Consider the following 17,473-nt stretch of genomic DNA (forward strand, 5'->3'; position numbering starts at 1 on the left):
GTGATATATACAATGCTGTAGCAAGTTGGTTTAGGGAATTTTAGAGAAAGAAGAAAGAGAAGCTTTAAGATTTCCGTAACAATCGGGTTATCCTCCGAATTTACCCGTTCGGAGTTTACCACCGGGTAGCCCTACTGCCCGGGTATATCATCCCTGTGCAGCCGAAAGATTTTGACATCTCGCCAGGACATCAAAAACACCCCTTTCGGCTTGCAGCACCAATCACTTAACCCCTAACGAAGGAAAAAGCGTCGATGTTTACCCCGTCGACGTTTTTTTCGTGTATCGTAGTTACAGGAAGTAACCCGACATGTTTAGAAGTGCAGGGATGCACTTCTATGTCGTTGTATATTAAAACCCCTACGTTTTATACATGAAAGAATTAAAAACTACGATCTATATCTGTATTCCCCTTAGGAAGGCTTCTATCCTGGGACGTTCCTCTTCTTCATTGCGAAGGGGGTCCTTGACGGATAGTGTACCCACTACATTGTTGCCTGTCAGGCTGTCCTCCAGCTTTAACAGCATCTTGTCGGCATTGCCGCTGGAAGAACTTACTATGAGATATATCCTCTTACCCTGAAGATGATTCTCCTTAAGAAAAGTTCCAAGAGCCGGTGCGTAGCTGCCTGCCCACACAGGTGTTGCTATTATGATCTGGCTGTAATCGCTTAGGTTGTATTTGCAGGGCACGATCCTTGGTAATCGTCCAAGTACCACATCCATACCACCTAGAAGGATCTTGCCTATGCCTTTTTTGGGCGGCTCCCTGTCAGGTTCAAGCCTGAACAGATCGGCCGGAAGCTCTTTGCTGACAATGCGGGAAATATATTCAACATTGCCCTCAAATGAATAATAGACCATTAGTATTCTGCCGGTCTCTGCCATACAACTCCCCCGTTTATATAAGCTTATAATAACTATTCAATAAATAGATACCCATAGGACATTCTAAAAGATATGAGCCATGGATACAACTACAATATCCTTAAACATTGGTAACATTTATGTTAAAAAATCGGGAAGAGTCTTTATATTATTTCGTCTGTGTTATACTTCTTATATAGATATGATGATGCAGGCGCCTGACAGGCATCTGCCATTTTGCATCAGATCAGAATCAGAGGACATAAGAATGCGACTTAAGAGAAGATTGCAGGTGACAGCTGCTACCATGGTCATATTACCCATACTCCTTCTTACTATTGCCTTTCTGGTGATCGGCGGTATCATGAACAAGGGTAAGACCGGCAGTATTGCCTCAGATAACAGGAGATTCGGCCGTATGGCTGAGGGGATATTTGCCAGGATAAGCCATGATATGGAGGATGATCCGGATATACTCTCAGATACGGTGTATCTGGATAAGGTCAATGAAGAGCTGGGACGGGCAGGTGCATACCTTTTGGTAAGAAGAGGTGATGATCTGATATATAGCGGCAAGGAAGCTTATATGATAGATCCTCCTGACACGCTGCCTGAGTATACAGAGCTTAGTGACACCAGTAAGAGTATAGTATATAGTAAGGATTCGGAAAGCGGATCAGTAAGATGGTACAATTTCCGCTTTCCGGGCGGCGATGCGGGGACCATATTTATAATACTGAGTATCCAGTCGCTCATATCCCCGTCTTTTTTGGGATATATGTGCATAGCCATACTGGTGATCATGATGGTCACCTCTTTCCTCCTTACAGGCTGGATCAGAGAGGGGATATTCAGACCTATTGATGAGCTGTCAAAGGGTATGCAGAAGATCACCGAAGGCAATTTTGATTTTCGCCTGAATGATAATCATGAAAAGGGCGAGATCGGTGAGATGTACAGGAGCTATGAGGATATGAGGCTCAGGCTCAAAGAATCCGCCGAGGAAAAACTGGAGCATGAGCATCAAAACAAGGAGCTTATAAGGAATATCTCCCATGACCTTAAGACTCCCATAACAACTATACGGGGCTATGCGGAAGGCCTTATGGAAGGAGTGGCTGCTACGCCTGAGAAGCAGCACAAATATCTAATGACCATCTACAATAAGGCCAATGATATGAATAATCTCATTAATGAGCTTACTCTTTATTCCTCTATAGATAACAATAGGATCCCTTATAATTTTCACAGGATCAATGTATGCGACTATTTTGGAGATTGCGTGGAAGAGCTGGGAATGGACATGGAAGGAAGAGGTATCAAGCTCAATTATTCTAATCTGACCAGCCCGGATACCCTTGTAGTGGCAGATCCTGAGCAGATGAAGAGGGTCATCAACAATATAGTATCCAACTCTGTGAAGTATATGGACAGGACTGACGGCAAGGGAGAGATCGATATCAGGATCCTGGATGAAGTAGATTCCATAAGAGTGGAGATAGAGGATAACGGCAGAGGTATTCCTCAAAGAGACCTGGGCAATATATTCGAAAGGTTCTACAGGGCAGATTCTTCAAGGAACTCCAAGCATTCCGGTTCCGGCATAGGCCTGTCCATTGTAAAGAAGATAATAGAAGACCATGGAGGCTACATTTGGGCCACCAGTCATGAAGGCGAAGGGACTACAATGCATTTTGTCCTGAGAAAATATGTAGAAAAGATGGAGGATTATAATGAGTAGAATACTGATTGTGGAAGACGAAGAGGCTATCGCTGATCTTGAGAAGGATTATCTGGAGCTGTCGGATTTTGAAGTAGTGATTGAGAACAGAGGTGATACAGGGCTGGAGAGGGCACTGGCAGAGGACTTTGATCTAATCGTTCTGGACCTGATGCTTCCCGGCATGGACGGCTTTGAGGTGTGCAAGCGTATCAGAGAAAAGAAGGATGTTCTGATCCTGATGGTATCCGCAAAGAAGGATGATATAGACAAGATAAGAGGTCTGGGCCTTGGCGCAGATGATTATATCACTAAGCCCTTCTCCCCTTCAGAGCTGGTGGCAAGGGTTAAGGCCCATCTTTCCCGCTATAGCAGGCTGGTGGGAACCGGTGCAGCAAAAAATGAGATGATAGAGATCAGAGGCCTGAAGATCGACAAGACCGCCAGAAGAGTATATGTGGACGGAGAAGAGAGAAACTTTACCACAAAGGAATTTGACCTGCTCACCTTCCTGGCGGAGAATCCCAATCATGTATATTCCAAGGAAGAGCTCTTCCGCAGAATATGGAACATGGACAGCATAGGCGATATTGCCACTGTGACAGTACATATCAAGAAGATACGTGAAAAGGTAGAAGCAGACAGCTCCAAGCCTCAGTATATAGAGACAATATGGGGCGTAGGCTATAGGTTCAGAGCATGAAGATCCTCTATGAAGATGATGATATCCTGGTGGTGCACAAAGAGGCGGGCCTGGCAACGGAGTCTGCCAATATAAGGGAGGAAGACCTGGTCAGCCGCCTCAGGACCTATATCATACGTAAGAATAGAAAAGAGCGTACGGAGCAGCCCTTTGTAGGCCTGGTCCATAGGCTGGATCAGCCAGTGGAGGGACTGCTCGTCGTAGCAAGAAACAGCAGGGCTGCGGCGGCGCTGTCAAGAGATCTGAAAGATAAGTCCACATCAGACAGCTTTAATAAACGGTATTACGCACTGGTAAAGGGAGAACCGGATAAGAGCATACCCCATATAGATAGTAAAGAGCTGGATAATGGCTATGTATATATAGAAGATATGATCTGCAGGCTCCCTGAAGGAAAAGCCCTGGTGCTCCCGCCTTTGGGCGACTATCCTAAAGATGCCAAAAAGGCGTCTTTGGAATATAAGCTTATTAAAAAGGGAGAAAACGGGAGCCTTATGGACGTTCACCTGCTCACAGGCAGATTTCACCAGATAAGAGCTGAGATGTCGTATATGGGCTGCCCCATAACAGGAGACGTTAAATATGGCGGAGAGCCCCTTCCAAGGAGAAGCGGAATAGCTCTTTGTGCATACAGCCTCACCTTTAGGCATCCTGTGAGCGGCAGAGAGCTTAGCTTTGATATAGTTCCTGAGGGACAGCTCTTTAAGAGCTCCGGATATTTTGTATAAAACGCATATAACTATGAGGGATATTCCAGATGCCCTCAAATGCGGTTTAACGCGTAACTTTTAAAAAATCTTTTTTGTAAATGAGCTGATTTTTGGTGGAAATTATTCATGGGCTTTTGTGAAAAATGACTAGCAGTATAAAAAACGCTAGTCATTTTAAAATGCGTAAAAGTCAGCAATAACAAGGATTTTTGTTTGTGGAAACGTTTTGATAATCATAAGTATCTGAGGAAATATGCACCTGAAATAAAAATATGATACATTGACTTTTGTTTTTTGGGGTTGTAAACTGCTAACGTTATCGATATTACGTTTTATTTTGTTTTTTGCTCCTATTTGTATGACTTCTATTAAGCAGGGAGGTAGGAGCGCAGTTTGGAGGTAAGAAGTGAAAGGCATCAAATTGAAACTGGCAGCGGGTATGCTGGCTATCAGCATGGGTGTAGCTCTGGTAGCATCCAATCCCTTTACTGCTATGGCGGACAATGTTGAAGAAACAGAGGAAGCAGTAGCTGCTGTTCTTTCGGGCGAGGGAGAGACTGGCGAGGAATATCCCGAAGAAGAGATCATTGAAGAAGTAGAAGAAATCACTGAAAGTGTCAGTGATGGCAACCTTGAAGAGGAAGCTGAGCCGCAAATGGCTTTCATGGCCCTTTCGGCAGAAGCAGTTCCCGAATATATATCTTCATATGAAGAGCTTAAGGCTGCTGTTAAGGCGCTGGTAGAGAGCGAGAACAGTTCTGCAGTATTTAAGCTTTCAGGCGATGTGACATTTGACAACATCGGATATGAGCTTACTAATTATGAAGATAAACAGCTGGATATCACACTGGACCTTGACGGTCACAGCTTAAATGTCAGCAATACAGGCAATGCTGCATTTGTAGTTAAGGGCGGAAGCTCCATAACTCTTACAAACGGCAGTGTTAATATCACATCTACCAGCCGCGAGCTTTTCGAGCTCAATAACGGAAGCGTTGTGATCGACAATGTGTCTATCACAGGTGACAAAGCTGCAAGAGTAGTAGATACCCGTGGTGAGGCATCTCATCAGGTAACTATCAAGGATTCCACAATATCTGATTGTGGTAATGGCAGTACAAGTGCAGTAGTAGTAAATAATGGCAAGCTTGATGTTACAGGCTCTACTTTTACAGGCTGCTCAGCAGGCGAAGGTGGTGCGATCAGAACAGAGAATACTACTCTGAACATCACAGATTCCATCTTTACATATAACAATGCAAGCTCTAAAGGCGGCGCTGTATTTACATACAACTGCCAAGTGACCTCAAGTGGCAATACATTCTCCAATAATAAGGCATCCAATACTGCATGGGGCAATGGTGGCGGTGCTGTCAGGACCGAGTATGGTACCTTTACAGAAAATGGCAGTAAGTACGAAGGCAATGTAGCTCTGGGCTCCGGCGGAGGATACAGCACCTGGGGATCAGCAGTTACTATTAACTCCGGCACTTTCAGCAATAACACAGCAGTAGGACATGAGGGCGGCGGTATCGCATTCTTCTCATGTAACGCTACTATTAACGGCGCTGTGATCACAGGCAACAAGACCGGCTTTAATGAAGACGGCTCCATGAACAATAATTATCATGACTGGGGCGGCGGCGGAATCTTCGTAGCCGATAGTGCAACACTTAATATTCCCGGTTCATCTATTGTTAAGGAAAATACAGCATACGGAACAGGCGGCGGTGTAGCAGGTTGTGCTACAGGACGACTTTTCCTGGTAGGTGCTGAAGGCACAGGTGCAGCTCTTTTTGATAACGTAGCTTATCAGCAGAATTTCTCAGGTGAGACTTCCACTAAGAGTGAGGACCATACCTATGGTCAGCAGAGCCCTGTATTTATAAACGGTGGCTCCAATGACTATTCCTGCTTCCTCTCCTCAATGGTTACCAACCAGATGCTGGGTGGCTTTGAGAACTGGACAGGTAGTATAGACGGAGAGCCCTTTACAGCAGACAGCAATCAGGATCAGACTATCAATTCCGCATATGTAATGGGACTGAATGCTCATCCCAGCGTAAGACCTGAGTCAGCAAGCGTTATGATCTATGGCAATATGGCAAATACACACGGTGGCGGAATCCTTAATAACGGTAAGACTATCCTTGGATCATCCACAGAGCTGGAGCAGAATAAGTCTCTTGAGCTCTCTGCGATCAAGGAACTGGTAAATCTCGAAGGTGCAAAGCAGGGCCTTGAAGGCCACAGCTTCTCCTTTGAAGTAAAGAACGAGCAGGGTGAAGTCGTATCTGAGGGTACTACAAAGGGCGACGGAACTATCGTATTTGACAGAAGACTGGCATTTAATGCAGCAGATGTGTCAGACGGACAGATCGTAACCTTCACACTTACAGAGAAGGCTTCATCTGATACTTCGGTTACAAATGATGAGACTTCCTATACTATCGCAGTTAAGGTATCTGAGGTAACAACTCAGGAGACTATCGGATCTGCTACTGTTACTCTTACAAGAGTATATTTTGAAGATGATGCGGTTACTGTAACAGCATCTGATGGAAGCGAAGTTGCATATACATTTGACAAGTCTGATGAGCAGCATGCAGCTGTTTTAAGGCTTGGCAGCGCTGACAATGCATCTTTCTCCAACCTCCTTGGCAGCCTTAACGAGAGCACATCAGTAACACTTGATGCTGTTAAGAAGCTGACCAATGACAAGGAGCCTACAGATGAAGCATTTGAAGAGCTTTCACTTGAAGGTTACAGCTTCTCATTTACACTGATCGATGCAGAAGGCAATGAGGTAGCAAAGGGAGTTTCTGATGAAAGCGGTGCCATCAGCTTCTCAGATATCCTCTCATATGATGTTGATGAAGTAGAGGATGGACAGACCTTTACATACTTCCTGGGCGAGGATGACTGTGATGATGAGACTATCATCAAGGATGAGACTATCTATACCATCACAGTTACAGTATCGAAGACAACAACAGAAGAAGCATATAACAACGGTGTATATACAGTAAGCAGACTCTCTATTGCATCTGTAACAGTTACAGATCAGGCAGGCAACAGCTATGACGCAGTAGTTACACCTTCAGAGGATGGCAGCTCATATACTCTGAAGATCGGAAATGAGGAAAAGGCTACATTCACCAACGTCAAGAAGTCTACTAACAAGACATCCGGCGAGGAAGATGAGCCTAAGGATCCCAAGGATCCTAAAGATCCTAAGGATCCAAAGAAACCCACCGATCCTAAGAATCCTACAGATCCCCAGAATCCCGGCAGTAATCCTCCCGGTGGCAATTCTGAGAATCCGGGAACCGGAACTACTACTACGACCGTAACTAATGACAACGGCGTGCTGGGAGCTCTCAGAGTCCTTAGCGACGAGGAAGTGCCTCTGGCTGCAGGCGTGCTTGGAGCTGCTCGAAGCAGACTTACAGGAGACAGCTTCAGCCTGGTAAGAGCCATTGTGATCATGGCATCTTCCATTGTACTTCTCTGCGCTGTGATCTTCGCAGGCAGAAAGCTTAGCAAGAAAAACTGATAATAAATAATATAAACGGGATATCTCCTTTGCCGGAGGTATCCCGTTTTTTGCATATGACAGGTACTGAGAGTAGCAGTTCACTCGCCAAAGGTGTTTATATGGCGCTGCTGCAGAAGATTTTTCCTCGCTCACACACTTCAAACAACTTTCTCGTGGGCGCTTAAAGGCTGTGATCTAAGAATAAGCAAAAACTACCATTTGAAGTGAATGATTGCTGCGGAAAATAATCTTCTGTAGCAGCGCCATTTTGATCATTGTAGGCGAGTGAACAGTTACTTATAGTGTGTCATAAAGTTTAAATGCAAATGAGTTGCATTTGCGTTTGTATTATGCTACTATGTCTAGGTCGCAAATTATATATTCTTGGATAAATAGTCAATCCAAAATAGTTAAAACAATTATATGAGTAGATATATGACCGGAGGAAAATGATGGAGACTATCATAGATATATTACTGGATACGATTACTGACGGGATAAAGATCCTGCCTTTTCTCTTTGTGACCTACCTTCTTATGGAGCTGTTAGAGAAGCATACCAAGGACAGAGTGGGAGATATAGTAAGGAAGGCGGGTAAGCTGGGCCCCCTTTGGGGTGCTATACTTGGCGCGGTGCCTCAGTGCGGCTTCTCGGCAGCGGCTTCCAACCTTTATGCAGGAAGGGTTATTTCTGTAGGTACTATTATTGCCATATTCCTATCCACCTCTGATGAGATGCTGCCTCTTATGATCTCGGAGCATTATCCTGCGAGTAAGATCCTGCCTATTCTGGGCCTTAAGGCGCTGATAGGTATGATATACGGATTTATCGTGGATATCGCTGCTGACAAGACCAGGGCCATCAGACACCAGATGAGAGAGGACTTTCGTATAGAGGAGCTTTGCGAGAGAGAGCATTGCCACTGTGATGATGAAGAAGAGAGCGTGTTAAAGTCAGCTTTTATCCACACTCTTCACATATTTATATACGTGCTGGTACTGACACTTATTCTTAATGCTGTTATAGAGTTTATGGGCGAAGATGTGATAAAGAGCGTCATAATGGCTTATCCTCTGGCCGGTCACCTGATAGCGGGCCTCATAGGCCTTATTCCCAACTGTGCAGCTTCCATCATTATCACAGAGATATACATGGAGGGTATGATCAGTCTGGGTACCATGATGTCAGGGCTCCTGGTAGGAGCAGGAATAGGACTCCTCGTTTTATTCAGGGTCAATCCTGAAGTGAAGAGGAATATCCATATTACGGCTATCCTCTATTTCTGCGGTGTGACAGCAGGCGGCTTTATAGATATCATCAGCAGGATACTGGGATAAGCTTATCCAAGGTGGCAGTGCTATACTGACTGAGGCATGAATAGTATGGAGGCTATAATGAAGTGTAAGATACACGCAGAAACAATAGAGAGGCAAATGGAGCGCAACTGGCCATCCGGTGTCAAGAAGACCAGGCAAAGGACCGAGATATTCCAGATACTGGCGGCAGCAGGCAAGCCCCTGACGGCTACTGAGATATACAGGCTTATCAATGAATCAAGGGAGGGTAAGCCTTACGCCTTTAGTACCATATACAGGTGTCTGCAGACTTTTGAGGCAGCAGGCATGCTGATCAGGTCTATAGCGGTCACAGATGAGAATGCCATGTATGAGCTTAGGATGGAGCAGCACAGGCACTATGCTATATGCCTTTCCTGTCATGAGAGATTTCCTCTTCGCACCTGCTTTCTGGGAGACCTTAGGCAGATGCTGCCTGCAGATATGGACGGTTTTGAGATCACCGGCCATCAGATTGAGATCTATGGCTATTGCCCTGCTTGTGCGCAGTGATAGCTGTGGATCAGGCGGGCGCTGTGTGCTGCATTGTGGCAGATATAGAGCCCTGCACTCGAAAGGTTAGTATTTATGAGGTATAGTAATATCATTCGGGGAGAGTTTATTTCACGCCCCAACCGCTTTATTGCCAAAGTACTGATAGATGGCAAGGAAGAGACTGTACATGTCAAGAATACCGGCAGATGCAGAGAGCTTCTTGTTCCCGGGGCGAGAGTATATCTGGAAAAGTCTGATAATCCTGCCAGGAAGACCGCCTATGACCTGGTGGCCGTTAAGAAGGGCAGCCGTATGATCAATATGGACTCCCAGATTCCAAATGCAGCTGCCGAAGAATGGATCAGGTCCGGTGCTTTTAAAGACGAGATAGTCTACCTGAAAAGAGAAGTGGTATATGGCGATTCCAGATTTGACCTATATCTGGAATATATGGAAGATGGTATAGTCAGGAAGGCTTTTATGGAAGTCAAGGGAGTGACCCTTGAGGATAACGGGGTGGTACGCTTTCCTGATGCGCCTACCAAAAGGGGGATCAAACATCTTAATGAGCTTGCAGCTGCGGCAAAAAACGGCTATGAAGCCTACATTCTCTTTGTGATACAGATGAAGGATGTGTTATATTTTGAAGCAGACAGGCAGATCCATAGTGATTTTGCAGACGCTCTCAAAACGGCAGCAGAGGCCGGCGTACATGTGCTGGCATATGACTGCGATGTTACGGCAGACAACATGGTGATCAGAGATCCGGTGAAGGTGCTATTATAAATATTATCTTGACAAGGCTGCTGTATTTGGGTACAATAGCTCTTGTTTGCAGGTGTAGTTCATTGGTAGAACACCAGCCTTCCAAGCTGGATAGGTGGGTTCGATTCCCATCACCTGCTTTTTTAAACCGCAAATATTTTATTTGCGGTTTTTTTGTGCCTATATATAATACTGAAAAATTCATTGGAATATATGAAAAGGAAACAACTGGGCTGTGAATGGTCAAAATTCATGCTTGACCGCCGCTTTGTTATAGGGGTATTATCATATTGAACCAAGCGGCGGTGAATTGTAATTATATATATTTGACCGCCGCAAAGAGCATTGCTGTGAGGATGGTAATATGATAGGCAGAGAACGTGAAATAAGAGAACTAAATAATTTATATGAGAAAAATAAGGCTGAACTTGTGGCAATTTACGGGAGACGTCGAGTGGGAAAGACGTATTTGGTGGATGAAACATTTGCTGGACGAATAACATTCAGACATGCTGCACTATCTCCGGCAGATGAAGAGGCTAGAGGATTGTTACATGCACAACTTGAACATTTTTATAATTCCTTGGAATTATATGGAATGGCAAAAGCTGAAAAGCCTAAAAATTGGCTTGATGCATTTCTTTTATTGGAGAAATTCCTTCAAAAGATAGATGATGGTTCGAGACAGGTTGTTTTCTTGGATGAGCTGCCTTGGCTTGATACGCCTCAATCAGGATTTATGAGAGCGTTTGAAGGTTTTTGGAATAACTGGGGATGTCATAGAAAGAACCTCATGGTTATTGTATGCGGAAGCGCAAATTCCTGGATCCTGGATAATCTGATCAATAATCATGGTGGCTTATATGGCAGAGTGACAAGAGAAATCAAACTCTCTCCGTTCAACTTGCATGAGTGCGAAGAATACTACAAAGAAAACGATGTTGTTATCTCAAGGTATGATATTGTGCAAAGTTATATGATATTTGGGGGGATCCCGTACTATATGGGTTATGTGGATGCCGGTAAGAGCTTTGCTCAGAACGTAGATGAAGTTTTCTTTGCCAAAAAGCCTCGGCTACAAAATGAATTTGATAGGCTCTTTGATGCAGTTTTTGTTAATCCGGAAGCTGTAAAGTCAATTGTTCGGCTGTTGTACACGAAAAATGCAGGATATACCAGACGTGAGATAACGGAAAAACTTGGGATATCCGATGGTGGGAGGCTGTCACGCAATCTCAATGCCCTGATAGCCAGTGACTTTATAACAAAGTATGTTCCGTTTGGTATGAGCAAGAGAGAGGAGCATTATAAACTCATAGATCCGTTCTGTCAGTTTTATCTGCATTTTATCGGACCACAGTTACAAACTAATCACAAGTTTTGGCAACAGAATACAACAGAACAAACAGTTGTAACGTGGAGAGGATATGCTTTTGAAAATGTTTGCTTTAATCATATTGAGCAGATAAAGGATGCGCTTGGGATTGCAGGTGTAATCACAACAAGTTCTGCGTGGTCAAAGCGTGAGGATGATAAAAATGGATTGCAAATAGACTTGCTTCTTTGCAGAAACGATAATGTAATTAATATGTGCGAGATCAAGTTTTATCCTGGCGAATTTACCGTGAATAAGAGTTACTATAATACTATTTTGCAGAGACAGGAAACCTTGGCAAGAGAGGTTTCGCGTAAAATGGTGGTTCATAATACGTTGATAACGACAAACGGACTAAAGAGGAATGAGTATAGCGGTATATTTACAAACACTGTGACGATGGAGGATCTATTCAGAGAAAGCAGATGATGCCGGGCTCGATCATTACAGTGCATCAGAAAGGGCGAATAATGGCTAATATAACCAAAAACAGACAATCAGACGAGACAATCATACTCATTGCAAAAAAAGCATTTCCCCAAAAGGAAATAATAAAGATAAAAGAACTGACAGAAGGAATGTGCAATGTGACTTATGACATTGCTTTTGCGGATGGAAGTGAAAGCATTTTGAAAATTGCAGCAAAGGATAGAAGCGGAAATACTTCTAATGAGATCGATCTAATGAAGGCAGAAGTATTGGCAATGAAAGAGGTGTCTGAAAAATCTTCTGTTAAACTAGCAAATGTCCAGTATTATGACTGCTCCAGAGAAATCTGTGATGGTGATTATTTCTTTATGGAGAAGCTTCGGGGTGAAAACTATATCTTCATAAAAGACAGGTTATCAGAGGAAGTAAATCGCCAGATCAGTGAGGAAATGGGCGCTATTGCCCTGGAGCTTTCTCATATTAGAAATGATCAGTTTGGATTTATGGGTGATAACAGGAGATTTGATAATCTTTATGAATTTGTATATTTTATGCTGACAAATCTGATCTCGGATGCGCAGAGAAGGCAGATTGATCCCGCGTGTGATCCTAATGCCCTGATGAAACAATTGGAAAATGAAAAGATGATATTTGATGAAGTCCAGACTGCTTCTCTTGTTCATTGGGATATGTGGGAAGGAAACGTCTTTGTAGAAAATGGACATGTATCCGGGGTGATCGATTGGGAGAGAGCAATGTGGGGTGAAGCATTTATGGATGACAGGTTCCGCTTTCATAACATGAACCATGATTTTTTAAAAGGCTTTGGTAAAAGCTCTTTTTCAGAGACAGAAAAAAAGAGACTTCGCTGGTATGATATTATTCTCTATCTCACAATGATGATAGAAGTGTATTATCGTGAGTACGAAGACAAAGGCCAATATGACTGGGCAAAGGAAATGCTGGAGAAGGTATTATAAATAGTAATGTGAATGTATGTATATTGCTGCGATGGCCGGGGGATGCTAGAATATATCCATGCTGCTGATGTCTGATTATTAGTAACTTGAAATAGGGGGGGGAATGGAAAAAGTTAGTTACAGAGATATTCTTAAACTTAAGGAGTACAGAAAACTCATTGCATCTAACATTGTAAATCGTTTTGGAGACTCTGTAGATGCTATCGCTTTTACCTGGCTGGTATATGCGGTGACAGGCAGTGCTTCTTGGAGTGCTATTATTTTTGCCTTGAATCAACTGCCATCTGTTTTGCTGCAGCCATTTGCGGGCGCATTGGTTGAGCGAATGAACAAAAAGAAAATAATGGTTACAGCTGATCTTATCAGAGGAATTGTTATCGCTGCTGTAGCCTATCTGTATATGACTTCCGGAAGTGTAAGTCCATGGCTTCTTGCGGCTATGACGCTGATGATCTCATCTGTAGAAGCATTTAGTTTGCCGGCAGGATCTGCACTTATTCCTATGATTCTCGATAAGAAATACTATAGTCATGGTCTCTCATTGAGTGCTACAATCTCACAGGCAATGCAGCTTGTGGGAATGGCATGCGCCGGTATCATTATCGGATTTGGCGGTATTGAGGCGGCAATGTTTGTGGATGCTGCGACTTTCTTTATTTCAAGTATTATTCTGACCAGTATCAACGTGAATGAAAGCAATGATAGCCTGGTGAATAATGGCAGCTTGGGAGTAGCAGCTTATTTTGATGATTTGAAAGCTGGTTTTAGCTATGTTGTTGCAAGAAGAGTAATAATGAATTTCTGCATTTTAGCTATGATCATAAATGCTTTTTTTGTACCGATCAACTCATTACAGTCACCTATGGCAGTAGAAATCTTTCATCAGGGTAGCGGACTCTTAAGTGCATTTGGTATAGCGTTCATTGTTGGCATGGCATCTGGCTCTATTTTGACGCCAAGACTAATGAGCAGATTTAAGGTAAGGCCATTGGTGGTTTTCTTTGGAATTGTCATGGGGACAATGTACGGAGTGATCACACTTGGCAGCTATACCAGAGAAAGCATAGTAGCTGCGTATGCTTTGTGTATGCTGTGTACAGGGATCATGGGTATATCAGCTAGTATTATTTCGCAGATATTTACTATTCAGTTTATGAATTGTGTGGAAGCTCAGTATATAGCCAGGGCGTCATCTATCATGAATGCATCTTCCAGTGCAGCAACTCCCATAGCATCAGCTGTGGTGAGTGTCATGGCAGGATTTCTCCCGGTAGCAGTTTTGTTTAGGGTGTCGGCTGCTGTCTGCATAATAGTCTTTGTGCTTATGGGAATTGCTAAGATAAGGCTCAGTAATGAGGATGCAGGCGACAATACCGGCAAAATGCAGGATGTGGCGTAAAGAAAATAATACTATGCATTTCTCTGCAACATTTCATCTCCTCTGGTTGTTATATAGTTGAAATATATTTTTCATCGATATAGTAAGGAGGAATGAATATGTCTAAAAAACTTTTTGCAATTTTATCAATGCTGATCTTATTCGCAGCTGCTGTATGTGCCCTGGATGGATGTAGTGGGGATAAGGGAAAACAAGCAAGCGTATATTCGGGTGAAGACCTGTTCTTAGAGCTTATATCTTCAGATATTCAAAGGATAGTCTATTATTCATTTGATGAGGAAGAGTGCTGCTTTGATTCTGCGGAGGATATTGAAGATATTATAAAAGCGCTGAAATCATGTTCATATAGGGAACTGCCTGAAGATGAATATGTAGAAGGTTTGTATTCGATCAGTATAGAAAGAGATAATGGATCATTTGAATGCGGTATTTCTGACAGCACTATTGCTTATGAGGGAGTGCAATATGAGATATATTCCGGTTCTCTTAAAGATCTGATATCCCTGCTTCAAAAGTAAATGATGATTGCCCCATAGGCCGGCTAGCCTATGGGGCTTCATATTTGGCAAGAAATATAGTTTTATTGGTGTTAGTTCCGTCTAACTGTATATGATTATAGTTAGGCAAGGCTAACATGTCAAGAGCTTTTTTATAAAATTTTTTGATCATAGGATCAATATGTATCGCTGCCTGGATGAGGGTTATGTCAGATCCCGCTTAGCATAGTCAATATGATGCTCATCATATAGGAAGATATCTCAGAGGCGAGTTCTTCTTCTGTAATAGAGGTCATGTCATTGGCTTTAATAGATGGCTGTATGATGTCGCCTGCTTTTCCACTTATATTTAGCTTTATGCTGCTTTTAGGGGTGTTGTAATCGATATGACTGGCATCTGCAGAGCTGTAAATGGAGATGGAGGCAGATGGCAGCTCGTCAGATCCCTTGAGTGATATGTCTATCATGGCGCTATCTTCTCCTTCGCTGATGGAGACCGTAACTGAAGGAGATGCATTTGCGATTTTGGCAGACAATGTATCGGCGGAATCTGCTATCATTTCACTTCCGCCGGTGAGAGGATGCAAAAGACTGGAAGCTCTGGGGGAGATGAGAGATAGCATAGACACAGTGTTTTTGAGGAGTGCAGCATTTTCCTTGCTTTCGCCTGCATATTCAGACAGCTCATTAAGGAGCCTTTTGATATCTTTTTTATCAGGAGTGAATATATAGCTGTCACCGTATTTGGTCTCTTCGTCGGAGCCGGATATGGGAACATTTCTTTCTATATTAATGTTTCTGTTATCCAGACAACTGTTAAAGAGCCTGCTCACTACTGCGGCGTTTAATTTATCGTGGTCTATATTGCTTTGTGCCGTAATATCATTGCCGCCGCTATTATCAGACGTCCCCATTGGCACTCCCATGCCCTGGGACAGTGAATCGTATAGAGCATTTTTAAAGGCTTCTGCATTGTATATACACTTTTTCTCGCTGCCTTCTGTGCCTGTATGGTCATTACTGTAGAGCGTGATCTCGTTATCTTTAGCGTAGCTGATAAATTCATAGGCCGGGCCGCTTCCAAAGCTTAGCTCTATCCTGGATGCTTCTCCTTTTCTTGAATAATCTATATCCATATCTCCGGGGAAAGTGGGGCGATCCGGGTCGGCAGCTTTGCTGCTAAAGGATAAGCTAAGATCTGACCCTGTATCACGGATATAGCCGGATATATTCTTGTCTATGATTTCCGTGGCAGTATTTATCGCTCCTTCATATTCCTGCACTTTATCTGTTGATGGGCTTTTGCTCTCGCTCTGCCCTTCGTAATGGGCGAGCAGTGTTATTCCTGCCAGAATAGCTGCCAGTACGGCTGCTGCGGCGATCCTTTTTTTCTTCATATAATTAATATGCCTTTCCTTATTTTTTATGGGATGCACTTCTATGTCATTGTACCAGTAATCCCCCCCATACGCCCATGATCACGCAAGTTGTGGCTTTTGATACATCGAAATTTCGATAACCCCTAGCTGAGTGCTACATTGTCCTTATAAATCTTGCAATTAAGGTATTATAAGTTGCGTTTTGAATATAAATTGTTTACAATAAACTCTGTTCAACTAAACTTGGTTATTTTATATTCATTCCTTGAATTTTTTCGGGAATATAGAGTAATAGCTAATTGAGAAACTCAATGATAAAGTGAAATGCCATGCGCAGCTTGTACAGATTCCACAAGCAGGCGCTTTGATGCCGCCGGTACTTGATGAGCAGTTTACTGCGAATTTAGTACCGCTGCGTGCATCGAGCAGCGAAAGCGTGCCTGCGATGGAACTGTACAAGCACCACATGGCAAAACAGGAATATAGCGTAATATAGAAAGGATTACTTGCAATGTCTATGGAAAGCTTACTTCAGGTTGAGAATCTGTCCGTATCTGTTGAAGATATGCAGATCTTGAAGGGCCTGAATCTGAATGTTAAGGAGGGAGAGACCCATGTTCTCATGGGACCTAACGGTGCCGGCAAGTCTACGCTGGGCAACACACTGATGGGTAATCCCGGATACAAGGTCACTGATGGAAGGATCCTCTTTGACGGACAGGATATCACAGGACTGTCTACCGACAAGAGAGCGGCAGCAGGCATGTTCATGTCCTTCCAGAATCCTCTGGAAGTGCCCGGCATATCCCTCAGCGCATTTATCAGGAGCGCTATCCATGCACAGACAGGTAAGCCCATTAAGCTCCTTGCATACAAGAAGCTACTGGAGTCCACCATGGAGATCCTCAATATGGATCCTTCCTATGCAGACAGAGATCTGAATGTGGGCTTCTCCGGCGGTGAGAAAAAGAAGGCAGAGATTCTGCAGCTCCTTATGCTCAGCCCCAAGCTGGCTATCCTGGATGAGACAGATTCGGGCCTTGATGTAGATGCAGTACGTACTGTATCAAGAGGTATAGAGGAATATCAGAAGAGAGAGAACGGTGCACTTATCATCATCACTCATTCTACCAGGATCCTGGAGTCTCTCCACGTAGACCATACTCATGTCATCGTGAAGGGAAGGCTTGTGGCTTCCGGAGACGGTTCTCTTGTAGATGAGATCAATGAGCACGGTTTTGAGAAATATACATTAGTGGATTGAAAATCCACTAATGATCTC

The 17,473-nt window shown here is 43.5% G+C and carries 14 protein-coding genes and 1 tRNA gene; 13 read left to right on the forward strand and 2 right to left on the reverse strand.

The annotated features are described in order from the left end of the window. Window positions 1–396 precede the first annotated feature (396 nt). On the reverse strand, window positions 397–888 hold the full coding sequence (locus G636_RS18130) for a flavodoxin family protein (protein WP_051226863.1): 492 nt from the start codon (window positions 886–888) through the stop codon (window positions 397–399). Between the two features lie 247 nt (window positions 889–1,135). On the opposite strand from G636_RS18130, the gene G636_RS0110090 reads away from it, so the two are divergent. From G636_RS0110090 to G636_RS0110145, 12 genes are all read left to right on the forward strand, one after another. Beyond that, a complete protein-coding gene (locus tag G636_RS0110090) occupies window positions 1,136–2,608 on the forward strand; it encodes a sensor histidine kinase (RefSeq protein ID WP_026507955.1) in 1,473 nt (490 codons plus the stop codon). Continuing rightward, a complete protein-coding gene (locus tag G636_RS0110095; RefSeq protein ID WP_026507956.1) occupies window positions 2,601–3,290 on the forward strand; it encodes a response regulator transcription factor in 690 nt (229 codons plus the stop codon). Before G636_RS0110090 ends, G636_RS0110095 begins: the two co-directional genes overlap by 8 nt. Then, a complete protein-coding gene (locus G636_RS0110100) occupies window positions 3,287–4,018 on the forward strand; it encodes an RluA family pseudouridine synthase (RefSeq protein WP_026507957.1) in 732 nt (243 codons plus the stop codon). Before G636_RS0110095 ends, G636_RS0110100 begins: the two co-directional genes overlap by 4 nt. A gap of 388 nt (window positions 4,019–4,406) precedes the next feature. Beyond that, window positions 4,407–7,556 (forward strand): hypothetical protein, encoded by a 3,150-nt coding sequence (locus G636_RS0110105; protein ID WP_026507958.1) that lies wholly within the window; start codon window positions 4,407–4,409, stop codon window positions 7,554–7,556. A 434-nt stretch (window positions 7,557–7,990) separates the two neighbouring features. Next, window positions 7,991–8,875: a putative manganese transporter gene (locus G636_RS0110110; RefSeq protein ID WP_155832376.1), complete on the forward strand. Its 885-nt coding sequence runs from the start codon at window positions 7,991–7,993 to the stop codon at window positions 8,873–8,875. Window positions 8,876–8,932: 57 nt separating this feature from the next. Beyond that, complete coding sequence (locus tag G636_RS0110115) at window positions 8,933–9,385, forward strand: Fur family transcriptional regulator (RefSeq protein WP_051226866.1); 453 nt, start codon at window positions 8,933–8,935, stop codon at window positions 9,383–9,385. Between the two features lie 75 nt (window positions 9,386–9,460). Beyond that, window positions 9,461–10,153, forward strand: a complete 693-nt coding sequence (sfsA, locus tag G636_RS0110120; RefSeq protein WP_026507961.1) for a DNA/RNA nuclease SfsA — start codon at window positions 9,461–9,463, stop codon at window positions 10,151–10,153. Window positions 10,154–10,201: 48 nt separating this feature from the next. Beyond that, window positions 10,202–10,272, forward strand: a tRNA-Gly gene (locus G636_RS0110125). A gap of 224 nt (window positions 10,273–10,496) precedes the next feature. Beyond that, window positions 10,497–11,936, forward strand: coding sequence for an AAA family ATPase (locus G636_RS0110130; protein WP_026507962.1), 1,440 nt, complete (start codon window positions 10,497–10,499; stop codon window positions 11,934–11,936). A gap of 41 nt (window positions 11,937–11,977) precedes the next feature. Next, the gene (locus G636_RS0110135) at window positions 11,978–12,916 is read left to right on the forward strand and encodes an aminoglycoside phosphotransferase family protein (RefSeq protein ID WP_026507963.1); all 939 of its coding nucleotides are present in this window, start codon (window positions 11,978–11,980) and stop codon (window positions 12,914–12,916) included. Between the two features lie 103 nt (window positions 12,917–13,019). Continuing rightward, complete coding sequence (locus G636_RS18135; protein ID WP_051226868.1) at window positions 13,020–14,315, forward strand: MFS transporter; 1,296 nt, start codon at window positions 13,020–13,022, stop codon at window positions 14,313–14,315. A gap of 98 nt (window positions 14,316–14,413) precedes the next feature. Then, window positions 14,414–14,833, forward strand: coding sequence for a hypothetical protein (locus G636_RS0110145; RefSeq protein ID WP_026507964.1), 420 nt, complete (start codon window positions 14,414–14,416; stop codon window positions 14,831–14,833). 188 nt (window positions 14,834–15,021) lie between these two features. Here the strand turns inward: G636_RS0110145 and G636_RS0110150 are convergent, their stop codons facing one another. Further along, window positions 15,022–16,209 (reverse strand): hypothetical protein, encoded by a 1,188-nt coding sequence (locus G636_RS0110150; RefSeq protein WP_155832375.1) that lies wholly within the window; start codon window positions 16,207–16,209, stop codon window positions 15,022–15,024. Window positions 16,210–16,708: 499 nt separating this feature from the next. On the opposite strand from G636_RS0110150, the gene sufC reads away from it, so the two are divergent. Then, entirely contained in the window at window positions 16,709–17,455 is a 747-nt protein-coding gene (gene sufC / locus G636_RS0110155) for a Fe-S cluster assembly ATPase SufC (protein ID WP_330363953.1), read from the forward strand. Window positions 17,456–17,473: the final 18 nt, after the last annotated feature.

Origin of the sequence: Butyrivibrio sp. MC2013, from assembly GCF_000424585.1 — a bacterium.
Classification (GTDB): domain Bacteria; phylum Bacillota; class Clostridia; order Lachnospirales; family Lachnospiraceae; genus Butyrivibrio.

Coding starts and splice junctions, on each gene's coding strand:
- G636_RS0110150 (WP_155832375.1), bottom strand. CDS start 16,209: ATGAAGAAAAAAAGGATCGCCGCAGCAGCCGTACTGGCAGCTATTCTG.
- G636_RS18135 (WP_051226868.1), top strand. CDS start 13,020: ATGGAAAAAGTTAGTTACAGAGATATTCTTAAACTTAAGGAGTACAGA.
- G636_RS0110135 (WP_026507963.1), top strand. CDS start 11,978: ATGGCTAATATAACCAAAAACAGACAATCAGACGAGACAATCATACTC.
- G636_RS0110095 (WP_026507956.1), top strand. CDS start 2,601: ATGAGTAGAATACTGATTGTGGAAGACGAAGAGGCTATCGCTGATCTT.
- G636_RS0110130 (WP_026507962.1), top strand. CDS start 10,497: ATGATAGGCAGAGAACGTGAAATAAGAGAACTAAATAATTTATATGAG.
- G636_RS0110110 (WP_155832376.1), top strand. CDS start 7,991: ATGGAGACTATCATAGATATATTACTGGATACGATTACTGACGGGATA.
- sfsA (WP_026507961.1), top strand. CDS start 9,461: ATGAGGTATAGTAATATCATTCGGGGAGAGTTTATTTCACGCCCCAAC.
- G636_RS18130 (WP_051226863.1), bottom strand. CDS start 888: ATGGCAGAGACCGGCAGAATACTAATGGTCTATTATTCATTTGAGGGC.
- G636_RS0110115 (WP_051226866.1), top strand. CDS start 8,933: ATGAAGTGTAAGATACACGCAGAAACAATAGAGAGGCAAATGGAGCGC.
- G636_RS0110100 (WP_026507957.1), top strand. CDS start 3,287: ATGAAGATCCTCTATGAAGATGATGATATCCTGGTGGTGCACAAAGAG.
- sufC (WP_330363953.1), top strand. CDS start 16,709: ATGGAAAGCTTACTTCAGGTTGAGAATCTGTCCGTATCTGTTGAAGAT.
- G636_RS0110145 (WP_026507964.1), top strand. CDS start 14,414: ATGTCTAAAAAACTTTTTGCAATTTTATCAATGCTGATCTTATTCGCA.
- G636_RS0110090 (WP_026507955.1), top strand. CDS start 1,136: ATGCGACTTAAGAGAAGATTGCAGGTGACAGCTGCTACCATGGTCATA.